At 70.7% G+C, this 26,464-nt stretch carries 26 protein-coding genes and 1 tRNA gene; 21 read left to right on the plus strand and 6 right to left on the minus strand.

Annotation, left to right across the window (positions count from 1 at the left end):
• Positions 1 to 268: 268 nt before the first annotated feature.
• From ACFXC1_RS49260 to ACFXC1_RS49280, 5 genes are all read left to right on the plus strand, one after another.
• Positions 269 to 559, plus strand: coding sequence for a hypothetical protein (locus ACFXC1_RS49260; RefSeq protein ID WP_381256485.1), 291 nt, complete (start codon positions 269 to 271; stop codon positions 557 to 559).
• Between the two features lie 393 nt (positions 560 to 952).
• Positions 953 to 1,450, plus strand: coding sequence for a DUF5949 family protein (locus ACFXC1_RS49265; protein ID WP_019065676.1), 498 nt, complete (start codon positions 953 to 955; stop codon positions 1,448 to 1,450).
• A gap of 188 nt (positions 1,451 to 1,638) precedes the next feature.
• Positions 1,639 to 2,157, plus strand: a complete 519-nt coding sequence (locus tag ACFXC1_RS49270; protein ID WP_381256487.1) for a hypothetical protein — start codon at positions 1,639 to 1,641, stop codon at positions 2,155 to 2,157.
• A 165-nt stretch (positions 2,158 to 2,322) separates the two neighbouring features.
• On the plus strand, positions 2,323 to 2,766 hold the full coding sequence (locus ACFXC1_RS49275) for a tyrosinase family oxidase copper chaperone (protein ID WP_381256490.1): 444 nt from the start codon (positions 2,323 to 2,325) through the stop codon (positions 2,764 to 2,766).
• Positions 2,750 to 3,616, plus strand: coding sequence for a tyrosinase family protein (locus ACFXC1_RS49280; RefSeq protein ID WP_381256493.1), 867 nt, complete (start codon positions 2,750 to 2,752; stop codon positions 3,614 to 3,616). The genes ACFXC1_RS49275 and ACFXC1_RS49280 overlap by 17 nt, the downstream gene beginning before the upstream one ends.
• Before the next feature lie 80 nt (positions 3,617 to 3,696).
• Here ACFXC1_RS49280 and ACFXC1_RS49285 read toward each other — a convergent pair whose 3' ends face one another.
• Positions 3,697 to 3,999: a chaplin gene (locus ACFXC1_RS49285; protein WP_381256496.1), complete on the minus strand. Its 303-nt coding sequence runs from the start codon at positions 3,997 to 3,999 to the stop codon at positions 3,697 to 3,699.
• Between the two features lie 198 nt (positions 4,000 to 4,197).
• Here ACFXC1_RS49285 and ACFXC1_RS49290 point away from each other — a divergent pair, with 198 nt between their 5' ends.
• Positions 4,198 to 4,737, plus strand: a complete 540-nt coding sequence (locus tag ACFXC1_RS49290) for a DUF2087 domain-containing protein (RefSeq protein ID WP_381256499.1) — start codon at positions 4,198 to 4,200, stop codon at positions 4,735 to 4,737.
• A gap of 61 nt (positions 4,738 to 4,798) precedes the next feature.
• On the opposite strand, the gene ACFXC1_RS49295 is transcribed toward ACFXC1_RS49290, so the two are convergent.
• Positions 4,799 to 5,758 (minus strand): D-2-hydroxyacid dehydrogenase family protein, encoded by a 960-nt coding sequence (locus tag ACFXC1_RS49295; RefSeq protein ID WP_381256502.1) that lies wholly within the window; start codon positions 5,756 to 5,758, stop codon positions 4,799 to 4,801.
• Positions 5,759 to 5,767: 9 nt separating this feature from the next.
• Positions 5,768 to 7,300 (minus strand): APC family permease, encoded by a 1,533-nt coding sequence (locus tag ACFXC1_RS49300; RefSeq protein ID WP_381256505.1) that lies wholly within the window; start codon positions 7,298 to 7,300, stop codon positions 5,768 to 5,770.
• A 435-nt stretch (positions 7,301 to 7,735) separates the two neighbouring features.
• On the opposite strand from ACFXC1_RS49300, the gene ACFXC1_RS49305 reads away from it, so the two are divergent.
• A complete protein-coding gene (locus ACFXC1_RS49305) occupies positions 7,736 to 8,593 on the plus strand; it encodes an inositol monophosphatase family protein (RefSeq protein WP_381256507.1) in 858 nt (285 codons plus the stop codon).
• 226 nt (positions 8,594 to 8,819) lie between these two features.
• On the opposite strand, the gene ACFXC1_RS49310 is transcribed toward ACFXC1_RS49305, so the two are convergent.
• Positions 8,820 to 8,895 (minus strand) — tRNA-Arg (locus tag ACFXC1_RS49310).
• 323 nt (positions 8,896 to 9,218) lie between these two features.
• Here ACFXC1_RS49310 and ACFXC1_RS49315 point away from each other — a divergent pair.
• From ACFXC1_RS49315 to ACFXC1_RS49345, 7 genes are all read left to right on the plus strand, one after another.
• On the plus strand, positions 9,219 to 10,826 hold the full coding sequence (locus ACFXC1_RS49315; protein ID WP_381256510.1) for a dynamin family protein: 1,608 nt from the start codon (positions 9,219 to 9,221) through the stop codon (positions 10,824 to 10,826).
• A 3-nt stretch (positions 10,827 to 10,829) separates the two neighbouring features.
• On the plus strand, positions 10,830 to 12,797 hold the full coding sequence (locus ACFXC1_RS49320; RefSeq protein ID WP_381256513.1) for a GTPase: 1,968 nt from the start codon (positions 10,830 to 10,832) through the stop codon (positions 12,795 to 12,797).
• A gap of 189 nt (positions 12,798 to 12,986) precedes the next feature.
• Positions 12,987 to 13,469 (plus strand): single-stranded DNA-binding protein, encoded by a 483-nt coding sequence (locus tag ACFXC1_RS49325; RefSeq protein ID WP_381256516.1) that lies wholly within the window; start codon positions 12,987 to 12,989, stop codon positions 13,467 to 13,469.
• A gap of 288 nt (positions 13,470 to 13,757) precedes the next feature.
• Complete coding sequence (locus ACFXC1_RS49330) at positions 13,758 to 15,176, plus strand: Cys-Gln thioester bond-forming surface protein (RefSeq protein ID WP_381256519.1); 1,419 nt, start codon at positions 13,758 to 13,760, stop codon at positions 15,174 to 15,176.
• A 130-nt stretch (positions 15,177 to 15,306) separates the two neighbouring features.
• Positions 15,307 to 16,971, plus strand: a complete 1,665-nt coding sequence (gene ettA / locus ACFXC1_RS49335; RefSeq protein WP_019065657.1) for an energy-dependent translational throttle protein EttA — start codon at positions 15,307 to 15,309, stop codon at positions 16,969 to 16,971.
• A gap of 5 nt (positions 16,972 to 16,976) precedes the next feature.
• A complete protein-coding gene (locus ACFXC1_RS49340) occupies positions 16,977 to 17,390 on the plus strand; it encodes an acyl-CoA thioesterase (RefSeq protein ID WP_381256522.1) in 414 nt (137 codons plus the stop codon).
• Positions 17,387 to 18,055, plus strand: a complete 669-nt coding sequence (locus tag ACFXC1_RS49345) for a hypothetical protein (RefSeq protein ID WP_381256524.1) — start codon at positions 17,387 to 17,389, stop codon at positions 18,053 to 18,055. Before ACFXC1_RS49340 ends, ACFXC1_RS49345 begins: the two co-directional genes overlap by 4 nt.
• 62 nt (positions 18,056 to 18,117) lie before the next feature.
• On the opposite strand, the gene ACFXC1_RS49350 is transcribed toward ACFXC1_RS49345, so the two are convergent.
• Positions 18,118 to 18,522: a globin gene (locus ACFXC1_RS49350; RefSeq protein WP_381256527.1), complete on the minus strand. Its 405-nt coding sequence runs from the start codon at positions 18,520 to 18,522 to the stop codon at positions 18,118 to 18,120.
• An 84-nt stretch (positions 18,523 to 18,606) separates the two neighbouring features.
• Between ACFXC1_RS49350 and ACFXC1_RS49355 the strand changes: the two genes are divergently transcribed.
• Entirely contained in the window at positions 18,607 to 19,572 is a 966-nt protein-coding gene (locus ACFXC1_RS49355) for a methyltransferase domain-containing protein (protein ID WP_381256530.1), read from the plus strand.
• 24 nt (positions 19,573 to 19,596) lie between these two features.
• Here the strand turns inward: ACFXC1_RS49355 and add are convergent, their stop codons facing one another.
• Positions 19,597 to 20,607 (minus strand): adenosine deaminase, encoded by a 1,011-nt coding sequence (gene add / locus ACFXC1_RS49360; RefSeq protein ID WP_381256532.1) that lies wholly within the window; start codon positions 20,605 to 20,607, stop codon positions 19,597 to 19,599.
• 526 nt (positions 20,608 to 21,133) lie between these two features.
• Here add and ACFXC1_RS49365 point away from each other — a divergent pair.
• The 6 genes from ACFXC1_RS49365 to ACFXC1_RS49390 all read left to right on the plus strand — a co-directional run bounded on the left by ACFXC1_RS49365 (position 21,134) and on the right by ACFXC1_RS49390 (position 26,288).
• Positions 21,134 to 22,174 carry an aromatic ring-hydroxylating oxygenase subunit alpha gene (locus tag ACFXC1_RS49365; RefSeq protein ID WP_381256535.1) on the plus strand — a complete coding sequence of 347 codons (1,041 nt, stop codon included), beginning with the start codon at positions 21,134 to 21,136 and terminating at the stop codon, positions 22,172 to 22,174.
• A 9-nt stretch (positions 22,175 to 22,183) separates the two neighbouring features.
• Positions 22,184 to 22,498: a ferredoxin reductase domain-containing protein gene (locus ACFXC1_RS49370; protein ID WP_381256538.1), complete on the plus strand. Its 315-nt coding sequence runs from the start codon at positions 22,184 to 22,186 to the stop codon at positions 22,496 to 22,498.
• A 129-nt stretch (positions 22,499 to 22,627) separates the two neighbouring features.
• Positions 22,628 to 23,731, plus strand: a complete 1,104-nt coding sequence (locus ACFXC1_RS49375; protein WP_381256541.1) for an ABC transporter substrate-binding protein — start codon at positions 22,628 to 22,630, stop codon at positions 23,729 to 23,731.
• A gap of 90 nt (positions 23,732 to 23,821) precedes the next feature.
• Entirely contained in the window at positions 23,822 to 24,682 is an 861-nt protein-coding gene (locus ACFXC1_RS49380) for an ABC transporter ATP-binding protein (protein WP_381256544.1), read from the plus strand.
• Positions 24,679 to 25,458 (plus strand): ABC transporter permease, encoded by a 780-nt coding sequence (locus tag ACFXC1_RS49385; protein ID WP_381256547.1) that lies wholly within the window; start codon positions 24,679 to 24,681, stop codon positions 25,456 to 25,458. The genes ACFXC1_RS49380 and ACFXC1_RS49385 overlap by 4 nt, the downstream gene beginning before the upstream one ends.
• Positions 25,455 to 26,288, plus strand: coding sequence for an ABC transporter permease (locus tag ACFXC1_RS49390; RefSeq protein WP_381256550.1), 834 nt, complete (start codon positions 25,455 to 25,457; stop codon positions 26,286 to 26,288). Before ACFXC1_RS49385 ends, ACFXC1_RS49390 begins: the two co-directional genes overlap by 4 nt.
• Positions 26,289 to 26,464 lie beyond the last annotated feature (176 nt).

A 26,464-nucleotide genomic window follows, 5' to 3' on the forward strand; every position in this document is an offset into this window, starting at 1 on the left:
GGGGCCCCCCCCCCCCGCCCCTCCGGGGGCGCACGGTGTCCCGTGTTGTGTCCCCTTCTATTTTTCAAAACCCTTGGTGGCACTACCTTGCGCGCCCCGCCCCCCCCGCCCTTTTCATATGAGGATGGGAAACGCCGATGAGACACACACCGCATTCGGGTGGGGGAGCAGAAAGTTTCTGCGCACGGGTTTCCGGCCCGGCCGGAACTCGTTACACACGGCGACAGAATTCCCTCTGGTGACATGAGTTGCCGAAGAAAGGAACACGATGAAGTCCCTGAAGGCTGCCGCTGTCGTTGCCGGGTCCGTCGCCCTCGCCGGTGCCGCCGCGCCCGCGTTCGCCTACGGCCCCGCCGACGTGACGCCCACCAGCCTCACCGGCGCCGTCAACACCCTCACCAGTGGCCGGATCCAGCCCGTCGACGTGATGCCGCTCCAGCACCAGTCGGACGCGCTCGACACCGAGAACAAGCAGTCCCCGCTCAGCACCGTCAAGGGCGCGGCCGGCGCGCTGAACCAGCACAACCCGCTGCTCGGCGGCCTGCCGCTGCAGGGCTAGGACCTGTCCGGCGGATCAGGTCGCAGGAAACCATCGGTGCCTGATCAGCGCCGGTGAGCGGGGTCTGGCGCGTGCAGCTGCAAGGCGGAGGAGACGTTGACATCAGCGGCTCCGCCGCGGGCGACGCGGTGGGGCGCCTCCCGGCCGAAGGCTGGGGGACGTCGGCGACCGACGACAACGCCGCTGGGGGTCCCCACGCCTTTGAGGCAGTGGGGGAGGGCGTGCCGGACCCCGCGTCGGCGGCGTGATCCGCCGGACAGGTCCGAGTCCCGCCGGTGGTGTTCGAGGGGCGTCGCGAGGCGTCCCTCGTTCGTGTGGCGGGTCGACCGTGCCATCGGCCGGACGGGTGAGAACGCGTCCGGTGGGCTTCCGGCCCGTCGATAAGGTCGCGCGGTGACCTCAACCTCAAGCGAAACGCGCCCCTTCCGCGTCGCCGACCTCGGCACCCTCGTCGTCCTGGCGTGGAGCGGCGAGGCCCCCGACGGGGACATGCCCTACCTCCTCGCCTACACCCTGGGCGACGCCGCGGACGGCCCCGAGGCCGCCAGTGCCGCCGTGGAACGACTGCTGACCGACAACGGACTCCCGGTCGGCGGCGACGTCGTCGACGGAGCCACCCGGCCCAGCCTGCCGATCACCATGCTCGTCGAGTCCGGGCAGGCCGTCCTCAACATGCCGCAGCTCAACGCCCAGTGCGTGCCGCCGCCCGAGTGGCTCGCGGCGGTCGGCGAACGCGGCTTCGCCTACCTGGTGTTCACCACCCGCCCCTGGCCCGAGGCCGAGCCGGGCAAGCCCGTCACCCCCGAGGCGCTGGCCGAGTTCGCTGGCGCCGAGGAGACCCTGACCGCCGCCGCGCACGTCGTCCTGCCCGCCCGCAGCCTGCGCGGCTGACGACCGGACAGCGGGCGGGAACGCCGGTTCCGGCCCGCTGACGGGAAGTCGGTTCCGGCCCGCTGATGGGAATTCGGGAAAAGCTGACTACTGCGGCACTCGGGGGAATCTTGAACTGGTCTCCTTCCCGGGATCGTTACCCGGTCAGCAGACAGTGCCTCCGAATTCCGAAAGGGACCGTACTCGAGATGAAGTCGACCACCCGAGGAACCATCGCCGCCGTCATCACGGCCGTGGCGGCCGCGACCGGCGCCGCCGCCGCGACCCCCGCCGCCGCGCTCGGCACGGTCCCGGTGCCCGTGCCCCTGGGGGGCGCGGAGAGCGCCCTCGGCATGGAACTCCCCAAGCTGGGCGGCGAGATCCCGGTGCCCATGCCGGGCACCCCCGACGGCCCGCGGTACGTCGAGGGCCGGCTCATCCCGGAGCACGCACTGCCCCAGCTCCCGGTCCACGGCGGCCTGCCCGGCATCGGCCTGCGCGCCCCGCTGCCGCACGTCCTCGGCGACGGCTTCGACCACCTCGGCGTCAGCACCCCCGCCTCCGACCTGCGCACGCTGGCCCCGGGCCTCGCCCTGGACGCCCCGCTGACCCCGCCCAACCCCGACAACTTCGGCCTCCCGGACCTGAAGGCGCCCCAGGCGGGCGTCCTGGCCCCGGTCCTGCAGACCGTGCCGGGCGCGGACCTGGTCACGGGGGCCGGCCTCTAGTGGCGTAGCGCGGGAGCGAATACGGCCGTACGGCTGGAGCGGACATGGGCCCGGGTGGTGCGACCCGGGCCCTTCCGCATGTCATGGGTGGTTTTGGACGGTGACCGGGCGGGGGGTCGGACGGTTAGCCCCTCGAACGGTCGGAACGGACGAGGGAGTTGGGCCATGAGCGTGAGCGTCGGTGGAGTGTCGGTGGGACGGGAGCCGGTCAGACCGGGATCGGTGCGCAGGACGCGGCGGGAGGCGTTGCGCGGGGTGTTCGGTGCCGTGCTCGCGGTGGCGCTGGTGCCGGTCGTCGCGGCCTCCCGGCCCACCCGCTCCGGTGAGGATCCCGGGGACACCGCCTTCGACGAGACGTACCGGGGCCGTCGTATCCACGGTGTGCTGAAGGGCAGTTGGGAGGTGACCGTCGACGGGCGTCCGCTGCATCTCATGCGGCGGGCCGACGGCACCTGGCTGAGCATGGTCGACCACTACCGCTCGTATCCCACCGCGCTGGAGGCGACCCGTGCCGCCGTCGACGAGCTGAGCCCCGGCCGCGAACTGCGCGAGGCGGACGGGCCGATGGGGCAGATGCACATGGGGGGAGACCATGGCGTACACGCGTAAGGACGTCAGCACACTCACCGCCGGCGAGAAGCGGCGGTTCGTGGCGGCGATGCTGGAGATCAAACGACGGGGCGAGTACGACGAGTTCGTGCGCACGCACATCGAGTTCTTCGTGCCCGACGGGGAGTACGGGCTGCGCTCCGCGCACATGGCGCCGTCCTTCCTGCCCTGGCACCGGCAGTTCCTGCTGGACCTGGAGCGGGCGCTGCGCCGGGTCGACTCCTCGGTGACGGTGCCGTACTGGGACTGGACGCGGGACCGCTCCGCGACCGCCCTGCCCTGGACGAAGGACCTGCTCGGCGGCACCGGGCGGCGCTCCGACCACCAGGTGACGACCGGGCCGTTCGCCTACGCGGCGGGCAAGTGGAAGATCACGGAGAACATCACCGACGAGCCGTACCTCACCCGGGACCTGGGCCGGGCCGGCGCCCCGATCGCGCTGCCGACGAAGAACGACCTGGACGGGGCGCTCGCCGACCCCGTCTACGACACCGCGCCCTGGGACTCGACCTCCCGCACCGGCTTCCGCAACCGCCTCGAAGGGTGGGGCACCGGGTCCGGCAGCTCTTCCTGGCGCAACCACAACCGGGTCCACAAATGGGTCGGGGGCGTGATGCTCGGCGGCGCCTCCGTCAACGACCCGGTCTTCTGGCTGCACCACGCCTTCATCGACCTCCAGTGGTCCCGCTGGCAGAACCGGCACCGCGGCGCCCGCTATCTCCCGGCGAGGCCGCCGGGGCCGGGCGACGACCAGGAGGGGCGGGTCGTGGCACGGCAGGAGCGGATGCCGCCGTGGGACGTGACACCGGAGCAGCTGGAGGACGTCAGCAGGATCTACCGCTACGGCTGACCGGTTGCGGACACGGGGAGAGCCCCGGCGCCTGAGGTGCCGGGGCTCTTCGCGTACGTCCGTCCGCGCGTGCGGTCGAATCAGTGGCCGTAGCCGTTGTCGCCGTAGCCGCCCGGGCCGGGGTGGCCGCTCTTGCCGTGGTCGCTCACGTTGGCGCAGGTGTTGCCGAAGGCCGGGTTCAGCAGGCCGATCACGTTGACGGTGTTGCCGCACACGTTGACCGGGATGTGCACCGGCACCTGCACGACGTTGCCCGACAGGACGCCGGGCGAACCGACGGCCGCACCCTGCGCGCCCGCGTCCGCCATGGCCAGACCGGCGCCGCCGAGCGCCACGGCGCCCGTGCCGAGAGCGACCACGGCCGCCTTCGCGATGCGAGACATCACGTTCTCCTTTGGTTTCGGTGAGTGCGGCGGCAGGACTCGCCGCCGCACTTCGGGTTCAACGCGGCGGCCCATGCCTGGTAACGGCGCGGACCGGGAGATCACCCGTTTTGAACAGGACTTCGAGCGCCGGGAGTGGATGTTCGACGGCAGGAAATCCGGTGTTCCCGGCGGGCGCGCGTCGATTAGCCTCCCGGCATGGCAACCGACCAACTGTTCCGTCTGTTCGCCGAGCAGAACCGCGTACGTGCCTTCGCGGCGGTGGCCCTGGGCGCGGAAACCTCCGAGCAGGTCGCCGAGGTGGCCGGCCTGACCCCGAAGGGGACGGCCCTCGCCCTGCTCAAGCTGCGCGAGCAGGGCGTGGTGAAGACCATGGACGACGGCGAACTCCGCGTCGACTACGACCTGTTCAAGAGCCTCGCGCGCGAGGGTGCGGAGCCCGCCGCCGACGCTCCGGTCACCGGCGACGAGCACACCGACATGATCCTGCGGACCTTCGTCCAGGGCGGCCGGCTGATCCGCCTCCCCGCCCAGTGGACCCGCAAGCAGGTCGTGCTCCGGCACATCGCCGAGCAGACCTTCGCCCCCGGCGTCGACTACCCCGAGCGGACCGTCAACGAGAAGCTGCGCGCCTGGTGCGACGAGGGCGAGGTCGACCATGTGACGCTCCGCCGCTACCTGGTGGACCTCCACCATCTGCGGCGGGGCGACGGCATCTACCGGCGCGTCGAGGTGTGACCTACGGCAACTGCCTTGCGGGCCACCGGTTTTACTGCCGCTGACGCATGGGCGCCCGGTTCTACGGCAGCTGTCGTACGGGTGAACCCGCCAGGTAGGCGCGGATGTTCTCGACGGCCTGGCCGTAGTACGTCGTGTAGTTGGCGTGCGACACATAGCCGAGGTGGGGTGTCGCGAGCAGCCGGGGTGCCGTGCGCATCGGGTGGTCGGCCGGGAGGGGCTCGATGTCGAAGACGTCGATTCCGGCGCCCGCGATGCGGCCCTCGTGCAGCGCGGCGAGCAGGGCGTCCTGGTCGACGATCGCCGCGCGGGACGTGTTGATCAGATACGCGGTGGGCTTGAGGAGGGCGAGTTCGGCGGGGCCGAGGAGACCGCGGGTGCGGTCGCCGAGGCCCAGATGGACCGAGACGAAGTCGCTGTCCGCGAGCAACTCCTCCTTGGACGCGGCGAGTTGTACGCCCACCTCGTCCGCCCGCTCCTTGGTGAGGTGCTCGCTCCACGCGGTGACGCGCATGCCGAAGGCGAGCCCGATCGCGGCCACCCGGCTGCCGATCTTCCCGAGTCCGAGCAGTCCGAGGGTACGGCCGTGCAGGTCGGCGCCGACCGTCTGCTGCCAGGGGCCGCCCGCGCGAAGGGAGTTGCTCTCCTCGACGATGCCCCGGGCCAGGCCGAGCAGCAGCGCCCAGGTCAGTTCGACGGGCGGGGTCGAGGAGCTGGCCGTACCGCACACGGTGACGCCGTGCGCCTCGGCGGCGGCGTAGTCGATGACCGTGTTGCGCATGCCGGAGGCGATCAGCAGCTTCAACTGGGGGAGCCGGGCGAACAGCGAGGCGGGGAAGGGGACGCGTTCGCGCAGGGTGACCACGATGTCGGCGGTGGCGAGGGCGGCGGCCAACTCGCCCTCGCCGTCGAGGTGTTCACGCAGGCTGACGACCTCCACCGCGTCCTGGACCGGCGACCAGTCGGCGAGTTCGGTCGCCACGTTCTGAAAGTCGTCGAGGACAACACAGCGCAAGGTCACGGAGGAACGCTACTCCTTGGCCAGCGCGTTCGCCGTGCGGGTCGGCTTGCCCAGGGCCCAGAACAGGATGCCGAGGAGGACGAACACGGCGAGCGGCACGGCCTCCGTGAGGAGGTACTTCCAGCGCTCGGCGTGGGTCCAGCCGTCCGGGAGGTAGTCGGCGCCGAACCAGTGGTCACCGGCTCCCGGGGCGATCAGCTGCACGCTGGCGAACAGGATGAGCACGGTGAGGAGCACGCTGATCGTGCGGGGGAAGGGCGCCTTGTAGGGGCGGGGGACGTCCGGGGCCTTGCGGCGCAGTACCGCGAGGGCCGGGAAGATGCCCAGATAGCTGATGAGCGTGGTGGAGATGGCGAGGCCGAGGACGGCGCCGAAGAGCTTCGCCGCGCTGCCGTTGGTGAGCTGATGGGCCAGTACCAGGACGAGGGTGGAGACCAGCCCGCTGAGGATGTTGACCCGGACCGGCGTGCCGAAGCGGCTCGAGATCACGCCGAGGAAGCGGGGCGCGGCGCCGTCGTAGCCGGAGACGGCGAGGGCGCGGTCGGAGCCCATCACCCAGGTGACGCCGGAGGACAGCACGGTGAGGATGAACAGCACCGCGGCGATGTCCCCGAGCACCGTGCCCGCGCCGCTGCTGGTGACCGTGCCGTCCGCGGCCACGTTGCCGCCGTAGACGGTGAAGACCTGGCGCATCGCGTCGAGGAAGCCGCCGAGGCCGGTGATGGCCTTGACCGGGAGGACGAGCAGGATGCCGAGGATGGGCAGCGCGTAGAGGAGCACGGACAGGGCGGCGCTGCGGAAGATCGCGTACGGCACGTCCTTCTGCGCGTCGGTCATCTCGTCGCCCGCGGTGTTGGGCAGCTCGAAGCCGACGTAGTTGAACATCAGGACGGGCACGAGGAGTACGAAGCCGGTGTACGTCGGGGAGAAGTCGCCGGCGCCGAAACCGTGCAGGCCGTGCTTGATGCCGTAGACGACGACCGTGATCGTGAAGACGCCGAGGAGGACGAAGCGGCTCCAGGCGCCGATGGTGGGGATCCACTTGCCGACGTCGAAGGAGAGGATCGCGGCGAGGACGCCCACCCAGATGAAGACGAGGGCGAAGGCGTAGAAGGCGGGGGTGCTGAGGTCCTTGCCGTCGTTGAAGAAGGTCGTGAACGCGGTGACGGCGGCGACGGCGAGGGTGCCGCCGAGCCACACCGGGTTGGTGATCCAGTACAGGAAGTTGTTGACGGCACCCGCGAGACGGCCGAAGGCGCGGCTCGTCCAGATGTAGGGGCCGCCCTCCTCCGGGAACGCGGCGCCGAGCTCGGCGGTCAGCAGCGCGGAGGGGATGAAGAACACCACGGCCAGCACGATGAGCCAGGTGAACGCCTCGGCGCCGTTCCGGGCGATCGTGCCGATCGTGTCCACGCCGACAATGGTGCAGAGAAGGAAGAAGAGGATGTCGAAACGGCCGAAGTGCTTACGCAGCTTCTGCCGCTCCGTCTGCGCTGCGGCCGGCGCGTCGGCCGGCTCGAAGGCTGTCTGACCAGCGGCCACCGGGGGGCTCCTGCGGGTGTCGGGGGACTGCGGGCGGGGACGGGGACGGGCGGGAGATGGGCGGAAGACGGGCGGAAGACGGGCGGGATTCGGCCAATGATCGGTGGCGATGGGGAACCCGACAAGCGTTCAGGGGCAAGTCTTGACCATTACGTGTCCTTTGGGGCGTAACGGAAACCGGGGAGAAACGTGGGGGTGATCGGGGCGGGGGCGCAGGGGGCGCGGTGGGGCGGGGGCGCGGTGGGGCGGCCGGGCCGGCGGGGCGAATGTCGGCCCAGCTGTCTCAGTGTCGTGCAGCTGATACCGCGTGTCCGCCGCGGATCGGCATGCTGCTGCTCTCGGGGGTGATCACAACAGGCACGCCTTGATAACCTCACCGCGCCTGCGCGCTCCCCCGGCGCCGCACTGGCGGACCACAACGGGAAGGGCGGCCTCGTGACGGACCCGGCGGACCTGGCGCTGGCGCACCGCCTCGCCGACCGGGCGGACGCCATCGCCCGACGCCACTTCTCAGCCGCGGTCGTCGAATCCCGGACCAAGAGCGACGGGAGCCCGGTCACCGACGCCGATCGGGAGATCGAAATCGTCCTTCGCTCCTTGATCCGCCAGGAGCATCCCGACGACGCGTTCCTCGGTGAGGAGTTCGGCGCCCATGGGCGCGGCAGGCGGCGCTGGATCATCGACGCCATCGACGGCACCGCGAGCTTCCTCGCCGGTGAACCGGAGTGGAGCACACTGATCGCCGTCGAGGAGGACGGCCGCGTCACCCTGGGCATGGTCTCCGCCCCAGCCCTGGGCCGTCGGTGGTGGGCCGGGCCGGACTCGGGCTCCTGGACGGGGCCGTGCCCCTCCAACTCGGCCGCACCGGTGAACCAGTTGGCCCTCACCGAAGGCGGGAGTGCCCAGGACGCGGTCATCGGCATCTGGCCGCCTCCGTCCAGACTGAAACAGCGGGAAAGACGCGTCGCCGCGCGACTGGCCCGGGGCGTCTCCCGGGTCCGACCGCCGCTCGACTGGACCGCGGCGGATCCCGCCGCGCCGGCGCCGCGCAAACCGTCCGCCGGATCCGGCACCTGCCACGGCGCCCTCCTGGTCGCGACCGGTCAACTGGACGCCTTCCTCCTCCTCGGAGCCGGCCCCTGGGACATCGCCCCGCTGATCCCCGTCGTCCAGGAAGCCGGCGGCACCTTCAGCGACCTGACCGGCCAGTACCGCACCGACACCGGAGCCGCGCTGTTCGCCCGCCCCGGACTCCACCGACAACTCCTGGAGATCGCGGCGAGCGGCGACTGAAGTGTCCTGTCTCTCGGACACGTTGCGTTGGCCAGCACGGCGAATGAGAACGGGCGAACTCATCGAAGTCCATGTTCGCGCCCAAGAGGTTGTTCTCGGCCCTCGTACTGCCGCGTCGTCCGTCGAGATGTCGGTGCGCACGGCGAGGGCTTCCAGGGTGCACGGGAGCTGGTTCATCCGGCCTCCGATGATCCAACCAACCGATATGCGCAGGTCAGAGACTCAATGGCGCCCCCGGCAGGACTCGAACCTGCGGCCAAGCGCTTAGAAGGCGCCTGCTCTATCCACTGAGCTACGGGGGCCGGGTGTGGTGGCCTCGGTCGTGGTGTGCCCGGGTGTGGGCCGGTCCGTGACGTTGCCGGGGACAAGGATAGGGCTCCCGGGTCCTTGTCCCTGTTGCTTCCCCTCCGTGGCTCGATGTGGAGGTTCGGTGAAGCGGTCCTGATAATCGCAGGCAGGTACGAATCGTGCATCGCTTTTGGTGCCGCGCGCCACGGGTGTTGTGCACTCGTTATGCCTGGACTGTGCCCATGCCCCAGTCATCCCTTCCGTCCGTTGTGTTCTGTCGGCGCGCAGGCATGCTCATATGCTTCAGAATTCCCCCAAAATTGGGCATTCTTCACATGTGGTGACCTTGGACGTACGGCCTCAGCTGCTCGACGCACTCTCCGCCCTGCGCGACCGTGTCGCCGCCGCACGCTTCCCGCTGCCCCTTGCGGGGGCTCCACGCGCGCGTGCCAACCGCGACGAACTGCTCGCCCAGCTCGACGACTACCTGGTGCCCCGCCTGAAAGAGCCCGAAGCGCCCCTGCTGGCCGTGGTGGGCGGTTCCACCGGCGCGGGCAAGTCGACGCTCGTCAACTCCCTTGTGGGGCGCCGGGTCAGCGAGGCCGGCGTGCTGCGGCCGACGACCCGCACACCGGTGCTCGTCTGCCATCCGGAGGACCATCACTGGTTCAGCGGGATGCGCGTGCTGCCCGACCTCACGCGCGTGTGGGTGCCCCATCAGGACCCGGGGGACGAGTTGCTCCTCCCCGGTGAGGACGGTACGCGCGTGCTGCGGGTCGAGACCGCCGACTCCCTCCCGCGCGGAATCGCCCTCCTGGACGCGCCCGACATCGACTCCCTGGTCGCCGACAACAGGGTGCTGGCCGCCGAACTGATCTGCGCTGCCGACATCTGGGTGATGGTCACCACGGCCGCCCGCTACGCCGACGCCGTGCCCTGGCATCTGCTGCGCAGCGCCAAGGAGCACAACGCGACCCTGGTGACCGTCCTCGACCGGGTGCCCCACCAGGTGGTGTCCGAGGTGTCCCGGCAGTACGGCGCCCTGCTCGCCAAGGCCGGGCTCGGCGACGTACCGCGCTTCACAGTGCCCGAACTCCCCGAGTCCGCCTGGGGCGGGGGCCTGCTTCCGGCCAGCGCCGTGGCGACACTGCGGAGTTGGCTCGTGCAGCAGGCCCAGGACCCGGCGGCCCGGCACCAGTCGATGGCGCGCACGGCCTACGGCGTCCTCGACTCGCTGAAGTCGCGGATGCCCGAGCTGGCCGGTGCCGCCGCCGCGCAGTACGCCGCCGCCCTGCGGCTCACGGCCGCCGTCGACGGGGCGTACGACAGCGAGCACGCGCGCGTGCGGGGTCGTCTGCAGGGCGGGGCCGTGCTCGCCGGGGACGCGTTGAAACGCTGGCGCGCCTTCCCGCTCGACTGCTCCGCCGGCGAACTCCTCGACGCCCTCGCCGAGAGCCTCGCCGCGCTGCTCCTGTGCGCAGTCACGGCCGCCGACGAACGCGTCGACGACGCCTGGCGCCGCGAACCGGCCGCGGGCGCCCCCGAACTCACCGACCGCGATCCCTCGCTGGAGAGCGCCGAGCACCGCATCGGGATGGCCGTACGGCGGTGGCGGCGCGAGCTGGAGGAGTACGCCGAGGAGGAGGTCGCCGACCTCGACCGGAGCATCGCGCCCGATCCCGAGGTGGTCGCCGCCCTCGTCGCCACCGCGCTGCTGGGCGGCCGCAGGGCGCGGTCCGCTGGGGAGGGGCTCGCCGAGCGGATCGGCGCCCACGGGGCGCTGCGGCTGCGCGACCGGGCCGGGCGGCTCCTCAACGACCACCTGGACCGGGTCGTGCACACCGAGCGCGAACGCCGGCTCGCCCCGCTCGACGCCCTCGAAGTGCACCCCGAACCCCAGGCCGAACTCATCGCCGCGCTGTCCGTACTGCAGAAGGAGAGGTGACCGGTGACTGCCGTCACTGACCAGGACCACACGGACGAGATGGACCACGCCGACCGTGCCGGCAACGGCCGCGCCGCGGACGCCAAGGACGGGCGCCCCGAAAATCCCCCTCCCGTAGAGGCCGCACAGGAAATCGGCGACCGGAAGGACACCGGTGACCACGCGCGCGTGCGGGCCGACACCTCCGGGCGAACGGAATCCAGGGCGGCCGTGGACCCGACGAACCCCACGGACCCCGAGGAACCGACCGGCTCCTGGGACGACGGGCTCATCGCGCGGCGGGTCAACGAGGCCAACGCCGCGCAGCAGGCCGCCGCCGTGGAGATCAGGGCCTCCCGCGCGCAGGCCGCGCACCACACCGCGCCGGTCCCGGCCCCACTGGCGTACGACGGGCCGCTACGGTCCCGGCTCGACGCGTTGCGCGAGCTGGTGGGGCTCTCCAGGACCCGGCTCGACAGCGGGACCCTGGCGGAGGCGGGGCGGGTGCTGGACGAGGCCGCCGCGCGGCGCAGGCTCTCCGGGCAGCACACCGTGGTCGCCATCGCGGGCGCCACCGGCAGCGGCAAGTCGCAGCTCTTCAACGCGCTGGCGGGAGTGGCCATTTCGGAGACGGGCGTACGACGGCCCACCACGGCCGCGCCCATCGCGTGCAGTTGGAGCGACGGCGCGGCCACCCTCATCGACCGGCTCGGCATCCCGGGACGGCTGCGCAGGCGCCCCCTGCAGAGCGCCGAGATGGAGGCCCAGTTGCGCGGGCTCGTCCTGGTGGACCTGCCCGACCACGACTCGGCCGCCGTCGCGCACCGCGAGCAGGTGGACCGGGTGCTGGCGCTCGTCGACGCGGTCATCTGGGTCGTCGACCCGGAGAAGTACGCCGACGCGATCATCCATGAGCGCTACTTGCGGCCGATGGCGGGCCACGCGGAGGTCATGTTCGTCGTCCTCAACCAGATCGACCGGCTTCCCGGGGAGGCCGCCGACCAGGTCCTGGACGATCTGCGGCGGCTGCTCGACGAGGACGGGATCGCGCTGGGGGAGTACGGCGAACCGGGCGCGACCGTGCTCTCCCTGTCCGCGCTCACCGGCGACGGCATCCCCGAACTGCGCGAGGTTCTGGGCCAGTTCGTGGCGGATCGTGGAGCCGCCGCACGGCGAATTTCAGCCGATGTCGACGCGGCCGCCTGGCGGCTGCGGCCCGTCTACGCCACGGGGCGGCGCACCGGGCTCAGCGAGGAGGCGCGGGACGAGTTCGCCGCGCGGCTCGCGGACTCGGTGGGCGCCACCGCGGCGGGCGAGGCGGCCGAACGCGCCTGGCTGCGCAATGCCAACCGGGCCTGCGGCACGCCCTGGCTGCGGCTGTGGCGCTGGTACAACGACCGGCGCGAACCGAGCACCGGCCGACTGCCCGTCCGCGCCCAGGAGGACGAGGAGGCCACGGCACGCCAGCGCGTCGAACAGGCGGTCCGTACGGTCGCGGACCGGGCCTCCGGCGGACTGCCCGCGCCCTGGGCGCAGGCGGTGCGGGAGGCGGCCGTACGCGGGGCGCAGGGGCTGCCGGAGGCGCTGGACGAGCTGGCGGCGCGGGCCGGGCTGCCGGTGGGGCGCCCGCCGCGGCCGGGGTGGTGGCCGGCGGCCGTACTGGCGCAGGCGTCCATGACGATCCTCCAAGTCGTCGGCGGGCTCTGGCTGTTGGGCCAGATCATCGGGTTCATGGCGCCGAACCTGGGGGTGCCGGTGCTGCTGATGGTGGCCGGCATCATCGGCGGCCCGCTCGTCGAGTGGAGCTGTCGGCTGGCGGCCCGCGGACCCGCCCGGCGCTACGGCCTCGACGCCGAGCGGCGACTGCGGGAGGCCGCGGCGGGCTGCGGTCGGGCGCGGGTGCTCGATCCGCTGGCCGCCGAGCTGCTGCGGTACCGGGAGGTGCGGGAGCAGTACGCGCGGGTCACGGGGGCGGGTGTCGGCACAGGGTGATCGGGACGGGGTGAACCTCGGTCCGAACGTCGTTCCCTCGTCCGGGTGATGAGGTTTTCCACAGGTGGGCGGTGGTGCACAGCGCTCAGCGGGCCCGGCTCGGCGGAGGCAGTCTGACTGCAGCCGTACGGGACGGGCCCGTACGCGTTTCCGCCCGGCCTGCGCGGCCGAGTGAGGGAGGGACGCACGATGAACGAGACCATGATCTGCGCGGTGGGCAACGTGGCGACACCGCCGGTGTACCGGGAGCTGGCGGCCGGACCGTCGGCGCGGTTCCGGCTGGCGGTGACCTCGCGCTACTGGGACCGCGAGAAGAGCGCGTGGACGGACGGCCACACCAACTTCTTCACGGTGTGGGCGAATCGGCAGCTGGCCACGAACGTGGCGGCGTCGCTGACGGTCGGTGACCCGGTCGTCGTCCAGGGCCGGTTGAAGGTGCGCGAGGAGGCGCGTGAGGGGCAGCCGAACCGCTCCTGGACGGACCTCGACGCCGTGGCGATCGGCCACGACCTGGCGCGCGGCACCTCGGCCTTCCGCCGGGCCAACAGGCCGGACACGGCGGCCTCTCCGCCCCGGCCCGAGCCCGACTGGGAGACCCCGGCCGCGGATTCCGCCGACGCCACCGAGCGACAGGAACGGCAGCGACAGGACGAGCCCGTCGCGGTGACGTGATGTCAGTGAATGCCCCGAGCTGATGCAACTACGGCTTTTCCAGGGCTTATCGACGAATGCGTTCCCAATGGCTCGGTGGATTTGTCGATAAGCCATGCTCGCGGGTGATCTTGGCGATAACGATTCCGATTCGGAACGGTTATCCGATCACCTGACTGGAGAACGTGGTGCGCCAGCCTCCCTAGGATGCCGGACATAGCTCGGGCACAGCTCTCGGCGCTACAGATTCTGCTGGTGGGACCACGCCACGCCCCCCACGCCCATGGGTCCTGCTCGAAGGGGAATTCCGTGTCTTCTGCGTTGTCTGTCTTCTCCGCGCTGTCACTACGCGGCCGGGGCGCCGTGCGCTTCGTCGCCGCGACCTGGGCGTGCGGACTCGTCGCCGCCGGTGTGCTGGCCGGCGCGGGCCCGGCCGTCGCCGACGAGACACCGCAGACCCAGGGCGGGGCGACGGCCACGATAGGCGGGCTCAAGACGTACGGCGACGCCGTGATCCACGACGCCGGCGGCAGCGATGTGCAGGTCTCCGCGGGCCTGTTCGAGATGTCCGTGGACGGCGGCGGCACCCTGCAGACGTACTGCGTCGATCTCCGGAACCCCACCCAGCGCGACGCCAAGTACCACGAGACCGCGTGGAACGGCACGTCGCTGGGCACCAACAAGAGCGCGGGCAGGATCCGTTGGATTCTGCAGCACTCCTACCCGCAGGTGAACGACCTCGCGGCGCTCTCCGCGAAGGCCGGCACCAAGGGGCTGACCGAGAGCGACGCGGCGGCCGGTACCCAGGTGGCCATCTGGCGCTACTCGGACGGCGCCGACGTCGACGCGGTCGACCCGCAGGCCGAGAAGCTCGCGGACTATCTGCAGAAGAGCGCGCGCGACGTGGCGGAGCCGCAGGCCTCGCTGACCCTCGACCCGCCCGCGGTCTCCGGCCACCCCGGCGAGCGGCTCGGCCCGGTCACCGTGCACACCAATTCGAACGGCGTGACGGTGACACCGCCCGCGGACGCCGCCACGACCGGGGTGCGGATCGTCGACAAGGACGGCAAGGCCGTCACCTCCGCGGTGAACGGCAGCCAGGTCTTCTTCGACGTCCCCGAGGACGCGGCGGACGGGTCGGCCGGGCTGACCGTGCAGGCCTCCACCACCGTGCCCGTCGGCCGGGCCTTCACCTCCGAGAACAGGAGCCAGACGCAGATCCTCGCCGGCTCCAGCGAGTCCACGGTCTCCGCCGCCGCCGACGCGGACTGGGCGAAGACGGGGGCCATACCGGCACTGTCGGCGCGCAAGAACTGCGTCGCGGGCGGCGTGGACATCACGGCCGCCAACGAGGGCGACGAGACGTTCACCTTCGCTCTCATGGGGGTCGAGCACGGCATCGACGCCGGTGACTCCCAGACGGTGACGATCCCGCTCCAGGAGGACCAGGCGTACGACTTCACGATCACGGCGCCGCACGGCTACGAGAAGCGGTTCGCCGGAGTCCTCGACTGCCGGACGCAGAGCGACGCGGGCGGCACCGTGACCCAGACGCTCAGCGAGCCCAGCCCCGCCACGGTGGGCGGCACCGCCGTCGACACCAACCTCGCCGAGACGGGCGGCTCCGCCATCACCCCGATGATCACGGTCGTCGCCCTCGGACTGGTCGGCATCGGCGCCACGGCCCTGATCCTGCTGCGGGACCGCAAGCCCGGACAGCAGGGCTGAGCGGTACAGCACACGGCCGAGCCCCAGCTCACAGCCCCCGTGTCCATACGCGTTTCCCCGGAGGGGCAGGGGTCAGGCAGTATGGACTACATCTGCCCACTCCAGATTTCAAGCTGCCGGACGGTTTCTCTTGGCTGAGTACATCTACACCATGCGCAAGACGCGCAAGGCGCACGGCGACAAGGTCATCCTTGACGATGTGACGCTGAGCTTCCTGCCCGGCGCGAAGATCGGTGTGGTCGGACCTAACGGTGCCGGTAAGTCCACCGTTCTCAAGATCATGGCGGGCCTCGAGCAGCCCTCCAACGGCGACGCGTTCCTGTCGCCGGGTTACAGCGTCGGCATGCTGCTCCAGGAGCCCCCGCTCGACGAGTCGAAGACGGTCCTGGAGAACGTGCAGGACGGCGCCGCCGAGATCATGGGCAAGCTCAAGCGCTTCAACGAGGTCGCCGAGCTGATGGCGACCGACTACTCCGACGCCCTGCTCGACGAGATGGGCAAGCTCCAGGAGGACCTGGACCACGCCAACGCGTGGGACCTGGACACCCAGCTGGAGCAGGCCATGGACGCCCTGGGCTGCCCGCCCGGCGACTGGCCCGTCACCAACCTCTCCGGCGGTGAGCGCCGCCGCGTCGCGCTCTGCAAGCTGCTTCTCGAAGCCCCCGACCTGCTGCTGCTCGACGAGCCCACCAACCACCTGGACGCCGAGTCCGTCCAGTGGCTGGAACAGCACCTCGCGAAGTACCCCGGCACCGTCGTAGCCGTCACCCACGACCGGTACTTCCTGGACAACGTCGCCGAGTGGATCCTCGAGCTCGACCGCGGCCGCGCCCACCCCTACGAGGGCAACTACTCCACCTACCTCGACAAGAAGGCCTCCCGCCTCAAGGTCGAGGGCCAGAAGGACGCCAAGCGCGCCAAGCGGCTGAAGGAGGAGCTGGACTGGGTCCGCTCCAACGCCAAGGGGCGGCAGGCCAAGTCCAAGGCGCGTCTGTCGCGCTACGAGGAGATGGCCGCCGAGGCGGACAAGATGCGGAAGCTGGACTTCGAGGAGATCCAGATCCCGCCGGGCCCGCGCCTGGGCTCCATCGTCGTCGAGGTCAGCAACCTCTCCAAGGCCTTCGGCGACAAGGTCCTCATCGACGACCTCTCCTTCACGCTGCCGCGCAACGGCATCGTGGGCGTCATCGGCCCGAACGGCGCCGGCAAGACGACCCTCTTCAAGATGATCCAGGGCCTGGAGACCCCGGACTCCGGCTCGATCAAGGTCGGCGAGACCGTCAAGATCTCCTACGTCGACCAGAGCCGCGAGAACATCGACCCCAAGAAGTCGCTGTGGGCCGTCGTCTCGGACGAGCTGGACTACATCAACGTCGGCCAGGTCGAGATGCCCTCCCGCGCCTACGTCTCCGCCTTCGGCTTCAAGGGCCCCGACCAGCAGAAGCCGGCCGGCGTCCTCTCCGGCGGTGAGCGCAACCGCCTCAACCTCGCGCTCACCCTCAAGCAGGGCGGCAACCTGCTGCTTCTCGACGAACCGACGAACGACCTCGACGTCGAGACCCTGGGTTCGCTGGAGAACGCGCTGCTGGAGTTCCCGGGTGCGGCCGTGGTCGTCTCCCACGACCGGTGGTTCCTGGACCGGGTCGCCACGCACATCCTCGCCTACGAGGGCGAGTCCAAGTGGTTCTGGTTCGAGGGCAACTTCGAGTCCTACGAGAAGAACAAGGTCGAGCGGCTCGGCCCGGACGCGGCGCGTCCGCACCGCGCCACCTACAAGAAGCTGACCCGGGGCTGATCTTCTTGCGCCACATCTACCGCTGCCCACTGCGCTGGGCGGACATGGACGCGTACGGCCACGTCAACAACGTGGTCTTCCTCCGCTACCTGGAGGAAGCCCGTATCGACTTCCTGTTCCGCCCGGACAAGGACTTCAAGCAGGGCTCGGTCGTGGCGCGCCCCGAGATCGACTACAAACGCCAGCTCGTCCACCGGCACCACCCGGTGGACATCGAGCTGTGGGTCACCGAGATCAGGGCGGCGTCCTTCACCCTCACCTACGAGGTGAAGGACGGCGACCAGGTCTACGTCCGTGCCTCCACGGTCATCGTGCCGTTCGACTTCGAGGCACAACGACCGCGCCGGATCACCGCCGAGGAACGCGAGTTCCTGGAGGAATACCGGGACGACACCGAGGAGGAGGCCGTCGCCGCATGACGGTCCTCCACCTCGCCGACGAAGGGGAGGCGGCGGATCTCGCGGCCTTCCTCTCCCGGCTGCTCCACTACGACCGCGCCGCCGCCGTCCGCCTCCAGGCGGCCGGTACGGCCCTCGCCGTCTTCGGGCGTCCGCCGTCCTTCGAGGTGCTCGCCATCCGCGCGGTACGCCTCGCCAAGCCGTACGAGAACGGCCTCGACGCCACGCTCGACGTGACCGTCTCGGCCGGTGAACTCCTGGAATCCCTCGACGAGTCGGCGGCCACGGCCCGGGTACCGGCCGCGGTGACCGGCCCGCCGTGGGCCGGGGTGCTGCCGCCGCGCGGCGGCTGGACTCCCGAGTCCGGACTGCCGGAACCGCAGGCGCTGCGCGGGATGATCGCCGCCGGGGTCGCCGAATTCCGGTCCCGTACGCAGGAGTTGGCGCCCGAGGGCCGTACGCGCAGCGAACTCGACCGGATAGGGCGGGAGATCTGGTCCCGGACGGTCGGGGACACCTCGCTGCCTGTGCGCGCCGTGCACGCCGCCCAGTCGCTCGGATTCCTGCGCCCAGGCGGGGAGCCGGGCCTCTTCTCGTCCGGCCCGTGGCTGCGGCTGCGGACGCCGTACGGCTCGATCGCCGTACGCAGGGCGGGAGTCGGCGCACTCGGCGTCAGCGTGCGCTGAGCGCGCCGTCCAAGTCCACGCGCGGTCAAGGGCGTTCAGCCCCCGCGTTCAACCTGCCGTGCTCAGCCTTCTGTGTTCACCATCGAAGCGGCCGCGTACGTCAGGTAGTTCCACAGCGTGTGCTCGTGTTCCTCGGACAGGCCGAGTTCGTCGACGGCGACCCGCATGTGCTTCAGCCAGGCGTCGTGCGCGGCCCGGTCGACCTGGAACGGGGCGTGACGCATGCGCAGACGCGGGTGGCCGCGGTTGTCGCTGTACGTCGTGGGACCGCCCCAGTACTGCATCAGGAACAGGGTGAAGCGCTCCTCGGCCGGGCCCAGGTCCTCCTCCGGGTACATCGCCCTCAGCAGCGGGTCCTCGGCGACACCCTCGTAGAAACGGTGCACGAGCCGACGGAAGGTCTCCTCCCCGCCGACCTGCTCGTAGAAGGTCTGCTCCTGAAGCGTGCCGCGCGGAATCTCTTTCACGCTTCCATGGTCTCAGACGCGTGGCGGAGGACTTCAGGCTTAGGACCGCTCGCCTCTCCGGCGCTACGGCAGGACAGTGGACGTATGGGCGCGCACGCTCTCGGCGGGGAACTGGACGCCGTGGCCGGCCCCGCGCGGGCGGAGCTGGTGCGGCGGATCGGGCTGGGCGGGGTGTGGGACGCGGATCCGGGATGGCGGGCGGTGTTCGAGGCGGTGCCGCGGCATCTCTTCGTGCCGTACTACTACGTCGGCGTCGCCGGCGGCCACGAGCGGCTGTGGGGCGGGAGCCCCGACCCGCGCGTCCGGGAGCGCTGGCTGCGCGGGGTGTACGCCGACGCCCCGCTGGCCACCCGGCTGCGCGACGGGGAACTGGTGTCGTCCAGCAGCCAGCCCTCGCTGATGGCCAGGATGCTCGTCGAGCTGGGGGTGACGGACGGCAGCCGGGTGCTGGAGATCGGCGCGGGCACCGGCTACAACGCGGCGCTGCTCGCCCACCGGCTCGGCGACGGCCTGGTGACCACCGTCGATCTGGAGCCGGAGATCACCGAGTCCGCGCGCACCCATCTCGCCGACGCCGGGTACCGCCCGAGAGTCGTCACCGGCGACGGCGCCCGCGGAGTCCCCGAACACGCACCCTACGACCGGATCATCGCGACCTGCGCCCTGCCGTCGGTGCCGCCCGCCTGGCTCGCCCAGTGCAGTCCCGGCGCCCGGATCCTGGCCCCGCTCGCCACCGGACTGATCGCGCTCACCGTGCGGGACGCGGAGCACGCCGAGGGCAGCTTCCTCGACACGGCCGCGTACTTCGTGCCCCTGCGCGGCACCGGTCCCGACCCGGCGGACGAGGTCCCGCACCGGTCCGGCGACCACGAACTCTTCCGTTTCCTGCTCACCCTCACCCACGGCACCCTCGACCCGCAGGACGCGCACGAGCTGTGGGAGCGCGAAGGGAGACCAGGACGTGAGCGCTACGGCGTCACGGTCGAGGGCGGCCGGGTGCGGGCGTGGCTGGACGATCCGGAGGGGCCGTACAGCTGGCTCCTCCGCTGAGCCGTGTTCCTTGACCGGGGCCGCCTAGGGAGCGCGGTAGCCGGCCAGCTCGGCGAGGTAGGTGTCCTTGACGGCGTCGGGCAGCCAGGCCGCCTCGAACGCGTTGCGCTGGAGTTGTACGAGCTCTGCCGGGGTGAGCGGAGTGGTGGCCTGCACCGCGAGGAGGTTCTCGGTGACGTAGCCGTTCATGTAGGCCGGGTCGTCGGAGCTGACGGTGACCCGAAGTCCGTCGTCGAGCATCTCGCGGACGACGGCCAGCCCCTCGGAGCCCCGCACATAGCTGTTGGAGACCGGGCAGACGGTCAGGCCCAGGCCGCGTGCCTTGATCTCGTTCCGCAGGTCCTCGCTCTCCAGGCAGTTCACGCCGTGGTCGATCCGGTCCACCCCGATGACGTCCAGGCACTGACGGATGTGGTCGAGGGAGTTCTTCTGGTCCAGGTCGCAGTGCATCGTCAGCTGGTAGCCCTCTGCTCGTGCCCGTGCGAAGACGGCGGCGAACTTGGCCGGAGGATTGTCCCGTTCGTCCGAGTCCAGCCCGACCCCGATGATCCATTCCCGGTGGGGAAGGGACTCCATCAGCGTGGCCATCGCGTACTCGGCGGAGAAGTCCCGCATGAAGCACATGATGAGCTGTGCCCGTACGTCGAGCAGCCGGCGCGCGTCCATCAGCGCCCGGCGCAGACCGCGGATCACCGTGCCGAACCCGACGCCGCGGGAGGTGTGCGCCTGCGGGTCGAAGAAGATCTCCGCATAGCGGATGTTCTGCTCCTTCGCCTTGCTCAGGTAGGCCCACGCCAGGTCGTAGAAGTCGGCCTCCGTCAGCAGGACCGACATGCCCTCGTAGTAGCAGGCGAGGAACGACGGAAGGTCGTGGAACACGTAACCGGCCCGCATCTCGTCCGCGTCGGCGTACGGCAACGGAACGTTGTTCCGGGCCGCGAGGGCGAACTTCAGTTCCGGCTCCAGCGTGCCCTCGATGTGCACGTGCAACTCGCACTTGGGCAGCTGTGAGATGAACTCAGTCAGGTCTGTCACGGGTCCTCCGTCGAAGAAGGGGGAGACACTTCCGATCAGCGGAAATATCCATCATTCAGTTCCTGCGCATTGTTTTCGTGATGTGTAGCTTGCGTAAGATTTCCCGACTCCTGGTGACTGCGGTCACAACCGGGGCACGGAATCCGTAAGTAACAAATGCGGAATGAGCGGGCAATCTCCGTGCGTCACGCTCGCCCTGGTCGTCCGGCGAAGGAAGTCGGCACTGAGCGGGGAGGGAAACGCGATGAGCCTTGTCCGCGAGTGGCGCGTGGATCTCCGGTGCCGTGTCCACCAGTCGGCCTGGACACGGGGACGCGTGGCGCACGGTTCCCATCGGGCGTCCGAGAGCTCGCACGCCTGACCGCGCACCGGTGACCATGCCCGGCCTCGCGGTTCAGCAGTGTCGCTCCGACCGGTTCCGGCCGGGGCTTCCCCGTTCACCGCTCCTGACGCCGTCGTCCAGGCACCTGGCACCCACGGGTGTCCGCCGAGCCGTTCCGGCCGCGTTACGCAGAAGGACCTTCGTATGACCACTGCTCCCTCCCGGCCCGCGCTGCCCCGGGACTGCACTTTCGACGCCGACGACTGGGAGATCCTCGCCCGGCACTGGTATCCCGTCGCCCTGTCGAGCGAGATCGGCGACGCTCCGACCGCCGTGCGCCTGCTCGACGAGACCCTCGTGGCCTATCGGGTGGGCGGCAGTGTGGTCGTGGCCCACGACATCTGCCCGCACCGGGGTGTCCCGCTCAGCCTCGGCGGCGGCGACGGGAACGGCATCACCTGCGCGTACCACGGGCTGCGCTTCGGCGAGGGCGGGCGGTGTGTGCGGGTGCCGGCGCATCCCCAGTCGAAGATCCCGTCCCGGCTGCACCTGCGGACGTATCCGGTCGTCGAACGGTACGGCCTCGTGTGGACCTGCCTGCGCCCCGCTCCCGACGCCGACCCGGTGATCCCCGCCATGGCCCACTGGGACGACGAGGACTTCCAGCGGATCAACTGCCCCTGGATCGACATCGCCGCCTTCGCCGGCCGCCAGGTCGAGGGCTTCCTGGACGTCGCCCACTTCGGCTTCGTCCACCTCGACTCCTTCGGCGACCCCGACAACGTGGAGGTCCCCGACTACATGCCGGTCCGCCACCGGTACGGCCACTCCGTCGACTACTGGAGCACCGTCGGCAACTACCCGCACGGCACCAAGGAAGCCCCGCCCGGCTTCCGGTGGCTGCGCCGCTTCGACGTGCACCTGCCGTTCACGGCCACGCTCGTCGTGCACTTCCCCGACGGCGGACTGCTCAACATCATGAACGCCGCCTCCCCCGTCTCCGCCCGCCGGACCCGGATGTTCGCGCCCATCGCCCGCAACTTCGACACCGACCAGCCCGTCCAGGCCGTATACGACTTCAACCGCACGGTCTTCGAGGAGGACCGCGCGGTCGTCGAGGTGCAAAAGCCCGAGAACCTCCCCCTCGACCCCCGGCTCGAGGTCCACATCCCCGCCGACCGCAGCTCCATCGCCTACCGCCGCGGCCTGCGCGACCTCGGCTTGAGCCACTTCTTCACCGCGTAGGGGCCCGCCGTGCAGACCCTCGACGTCATCGTCCACTCGATCTCGCTCACCTCCGCGACCAGCCGCAGCTACGAACTCCGGGCGGCGGCCGGCGGCACCCTGCCGTCCTTCGAGGCCGGCGCCCACATCGACGTACACCTCGGGCCCTCCCTCGTCCGCCCGTACTCCCTGTGCAACTCCCCGCAGGACAAAGGCCGTTACCTGATCCGCGTACGGCGCGACGACGCCGGGCGGGGCGGCTCCCGCACCCTGCACCACGACCTGGCCGTGGGCACCATCCGCTGCCCCCGCGCCCGCACCCCCGAACTCCTCCTCGGCCTCTGACCCGGGGTCCCCGACCCCGGATCGCCGTCCGACGGAGACCGGCCCGGCACCGTCCGGGCCTCGCCCCATCGAAGTTCCTCAGGTCCGCCAGGAGCCGGTGCCCACCCGGCCAGTGAAAGGAAACGCGCAATGACCAGAAGCACGAGCAGTGACGGCAGAGCGTTCGCCGCCACCGACCGCCGTCTCTTCCTCAAGCGGGGACTGCAGCTGGGCGGCGCCGTGCTGCTCGGCGGCCCGCTGCTCGCCGCCTGCGGCGACTCCGACTCGTCCTCCTCCAGCTCCTCCTCGTCCTCCGGTTCCAAGGATTTCGGTGAGCTGACGCTGCGGCTGTCCTGGATCAAGAACGTCGAGTTCGCGGGCAGTTACATCGCGGACAGCAGGGGCTACTACAAGGCCGAGGGCTTCTCGAAGGCCACGCTGATCGGTGGCGGCCCGTCCGCGACACCGATGGAGACGGACGTCGTCACCAAGAAGGCACTCGTCGCGATCAGCGCCCCCGACATCACCGGCGCCGCGGTCGCCAAGGGCGCGCCGCTGAAGATCATCGGCGCGCAGTACCAGAAGAACCCGTTCTGCATCATGTCGATGGCCAAGTCCCCGATCACCAAGCCGGAGGACATGTACGGCAAGAAGATCGGCGTCCAGGCGAGCAACGAGTCCATCTGGGCGGCGTACATGAAGGCGACCGGCCTTGACGCGTCGAAGATCACGAAGGTGCCGGTGCAGTTCGACCCGCTGCCGCTGACCCAGGGCACCGTGGACGGCTGGTTCTCCTTCGTGACGAACGAGCCGAACACGCTGCGCCTTAAGGGGTTCAAGGTCTCGACGATGCTGCTCGCCGACACCGGCTACCCGCTGGTCTCCGAGACGTACTGCGTCCGCCAGGACACCATCGACAAGCAGCGCGACCTGCTCAAGGCGTTCCTGCGTGCGGAGATCAAGGGCTGGAAGGCGAGCATCGCCGACCCGGCGCTCGGCGCCAAGCTCGCGGCCGAGACCTACGGCAAGGGGCTCGGGCTGACGACCGCGGAACAGACCCTGGAGTCCAAGGACCAGAACGACCTGCTGGTGAGCGCGGACACCAAGAAGAACGGCCTGTTCACGATCACGCAGACGCTGATCGAGGAGAACCTCAAGACGCTGAAGTACGGCGGCCTCGACATCACCGCCGCCAAGCTCTTCGACCTCTCGATCCTCGAAGAGGTCTACAAGGAAAACCCCAGCCTGATCTGAGGCCCCCGGCGGTACCGGCGGCCCCACTCGGCCCGCCGGTACCGGCTCTCCCCTACCCGCCCGCACCGCACCGCACCCAGAGGTCACCTGATGAGTACCGCAGCAGCCGTACCCGAAGCATCCGACGACTCCGGAGGACCGGCCGGCGCCGGCACCGGTCTGTCCCTGCGCGGGCTGAGCAAGGAGTTCAAGCTCGGCCGACGCAGCGTTCCCGCGCTGGCCGGCGTCGATCTGGACACCGCCGAGGGCCAGTTCCTGTCGCTGCTCGGACCGTCGGGCTGCGGCAAGTCGACCGTGCTGCGGATCCTCGCCGGGCTCGACAGCCCGACCGCCGGTACTGCGCTGGTCCACGGCGAGGACCCGGAGGCGGCCCGCAAGCGGCACCACCTGGGCATAGCCTTCCAGGACGCCGCCCTGCTGCCGTGGCGCTCGGTCGCCGCCAACATCCGGCTCCCGCTGGAGATCAGCGGCATCAAGCCCGACCCGGCGGCGATCGCCGACCTCATCGGTCTTGTCGGCCTCGAAGGCTTCGAGAAGGCCCGCCCCGCCCAGCTCTCCGGCGGCATGCGGCAACGCGTGGCGATCGCCCGCTCTCTCGTCGTGGACCCCAAGGTGCTGCTGCTGGACGAGCCGTTCGGCGCGCTGGACGACATGACCCGCCAGCGGCTCAACCTCGAACTCCAGCGCATCTGGCAGGCCCGCGCGGTGACCACCCTGCTGGTCACCCACTCCATCAACGAGGCCGTACTGCTCAGCGACACCGTCGCCGTCATGTCCCCCCGGCCCGGCCGGATAGTGGAGGTCGTCACCATCGACCTGCCCCGGCCGCGCACCCCGGAGATGATGCGCTCGCCCGAATTCCACGCGTACGCCGACCAGTTGTCGGAGCTCCTGTTCGGCCGTACCGACGCCCCCGCCGAAGCCGCCGAGCCCGCGCCGGAGGCGTCATGAGTGCGCGGCGTTCCGCCTGGACGGGCGGGGCGATCGGCATCGCCGCGCTGATCGGCGCGTGGTCGCTGCTGTCCACCACGTTCGTCGGCCCGGGGGACGGCGTGCCCACCCCCTGGGCGGTCGTGGCGAGCGTGTTCGACGACGGCTGGTCCTTCTACGGCCCCCACGTCACCCAGACCGTGGGCGAGGCCCTGACCGGGTACCTGATCGGCAACGGGCTGGCGCTGGGCCTGGCGGTACTGGTGCTGCTGGTGCCCGTCCTCGAGCGGGTGATCACGCAGATCGCGGTGGCCTCGTACTGCCTGCCGATCGTGGCGATCGGCCCGATCCTGTCCCTCGTCCTGGACGGGGACAAGCCGATGGCGGCCATGGCAGGGCTGTCGGTCTTCTTCACCACGCTCATCGGCGCGCTGCTCGGCCTGCGCTCGGCGGATCCGGTCACCCTCGACCTGGTACGCGCCTACGGAGGCGGCCGCTGGCAGCAGATGCTGCGGGTCCGGCTGATCTCCGCGCTGCCCAGCACGCTGGCCGCACTCAGGATCGCCGGTCCTGCGGCGCTGCTCGGCGCGATCATCGGCGAGTACCTCGGCCGCGTCGACAGCGGCCTCGGCATCGCCATGACCATCGCCCAGCAACAGCTCGACGTGCCCCGCACCTGGGGCATCGCCCTGGTCTCGGGCGCGGTGGCGGGCGTCGCGTACGGCGCGGTCGGGCTCGTCGCCCGCTACGCCCTGCCGTGGTCGCGTACGACGACAGTGGAAGGCGGAGGCGCATGAGCACCGCGACAGAGACGGCGAGGGTTCCCGTGCTGCGCTTCGCGACGGGCGTGCTGCGCCCCCTGCTGAACGTGGTCGTGACGATGACGGCCGTCGTCGTCCTGTGGATCATCTTCCTGCAGGTCTACGACCTGGACCCGCTGGTGGCCAAGTCACCGGCCGACATCTTCCACTACCTGTTCACGGGCGCGGACGCGGGTGCCCACCGCTCCCTGGTCGCCTCGGGCCTGGGCCGCACCCTGCTGGACGCCGGCCTCGGCTTCGTGGCCGGGCTGGTGGCGGCCGTCGCGGTGGCGGTCGTCTTCGTCCTCCTCCGGAGCGTCGAGCAGGCCCTGCTGCCGATGGCGGTCGTCGTACGGTCCGTGCCCCTGGTGGCGATGACCCCGCTCATCACCCTGGTCTTCGGCCGCGGCCTGATGGCGACGACCGTCATCAGCGGCCTGGTCGTCTTCTTCCCCGCCCTGGTCACCATGACCTTCGGGCTGCGCTCCGCCTCCCGCCAGGCGGCCGACCTGTGCCGCGCGTACGGCGCCGGCGGCTGGACGATCGCCCGCAAGGTCATGCTGCCCAGCGCGGTCCCGGCGTTCTTCGCCAGCGCCCGGGTCGGCGTCCCCGGAGCCCTGATCGGCGCGATGCTCGCCGAATGGCTCTCCACCGGACAGGGCCTCGGCTACGCCATGCTCAAGGACTCCTCGACCTTCGACTACGACCACCTCTGGGCCTCGGTCGCCGTCCTCACCGCGGTGTCCGCGCTGGCGTACAACATCATCGCGTCCGTCGAGACCGTCGCCCTGGCCCGCTTCGCGCCCGACATCCGCCCGGGCACGTGACCTCTACGTCCCCGTGTGGAAGTTCCGCACGGGGACGGCCCGGCGGGACGTGCCGGACCGGTACGTCCCGCTACGACAGGTCCTAGAAGGCTGATGAAGATCTTGTTGAGGGGCTGTCCGGCCGGAGGCCGGATGGCCCTTCTTTGTTATGTGGTGGCTGGGGCGAGGTGCCAGGC

The organism is Streptomyces hokutonensis (assembly GCF_042751305.1).
GTDB classification, from domain to species: Bacteria; Actinomycetota; Actinomycetes; order Streptomycetales; family Streptomycetaceae; genus Streptomyces; species Streptomyces hokutonensis_A.

Bases quoted from the DNA above. Each gene is read 5' to 3' on its own strand.
- ACFXC1_RS49270 (WP_381256487.1), top strand. From the start codon at position 1,639: ATGAAGTCGACCACCCGAGGAACCATCGCCGCCGTCATCACGGCCGTG.
- ACFXC1_RS49325 (WP_381256516.1), top strand. From the start codon at position 12,987: ATGAACGAGACCATGATCTGCGCGGTGGGCAACGTGGCGACACCGCCG.
- ACFXC1_RS49280 (WP_381256493.1), top strand. From the start codon at position 2,750: ATGGCGTACACGCGTAAGGACGTCAGCACACTCACCGCCGGCGAGAAG.
- ACFXC1_RS49365 (WP_381256535.1), top strand. From the start codon at position 21,134: ATGACCACTGCTCCCTCCCGGCCCGCGCTGCCCCGGGACTGCACTTTC.
- ACFXC1_RS49345 (WP_381256524.1), top strand. From the start codon at position 17,387: ATGACGGTCCTCCACCTCGCCGACGAAGGGGAGGCGGCGGATCTCGCG.
- ACFXC1_RS49355 (WP_381256530.1), top strand. From the start codon at position 18,607: ATGGGCGCGCACGCTCTCGGCGGGGAACTGGACGCCGTGGCCGGCCCC.
- ACFXC1_RS49290 (WP_381256499.1), top strand. From the start codon at position 4,198: ATGGCAACCGACCAACTGTTCCGTCTGTTCGCCGAGCAGAACCGCGTA.
- ACFXC1_RS49385 (WP_381256547.1), top strand. From the start codon at position 24,679: ATGAGTGCGCGGCGTTCCGCCTGGACGGGCGGGGCGATCGGCATCGCC.
- ACFXC1_RS49285 (WP_381256496.1), bottom strand. From the start codon at position 3,999: ATGTCTCGCATCGCGAAGGCGGCCGTGGTCGCTCTCGGCACGGGCGCC.
- ACFXC1_RS49275 (WP_381256490.1), top strand. From the start codon at position 2,323: ATGAGCGTGAGCGTCGGTGGAGTGTCGGTGGGACGGGAGCCGGTCAGA.
- ACFXC1_RS49260 (WP_381256485.1), top strand. From the start codon at position 269: ATGAAGTCCCTGAAGGCTGCCGCTGTCGTTGCCGGGTCCGTCGCCCTC.
- ACFXC1_RS49380 (WP_381256544.1), top strand. From the start codon at position 23,822: ATGAGTACCGCAGCAGCCGTACCCGAAGCATCCGACGACTCCGGAGGA.
- ACFXC1_RS49375 (WP_381256541.1), top strand. From the start codon at position 22,628: ATGACCAGAAGCACGAGCAGTGACGGCAGAGCGTTCGCCGCCACCGAC.
- ACFXC1_RS49390 (WP_381256550.1), top strand. From the start codon at position 25,455: ATGAGCACCGCGACAGAGACGGCGAGGGTTCCCGTGCTGCGCTTCGCG.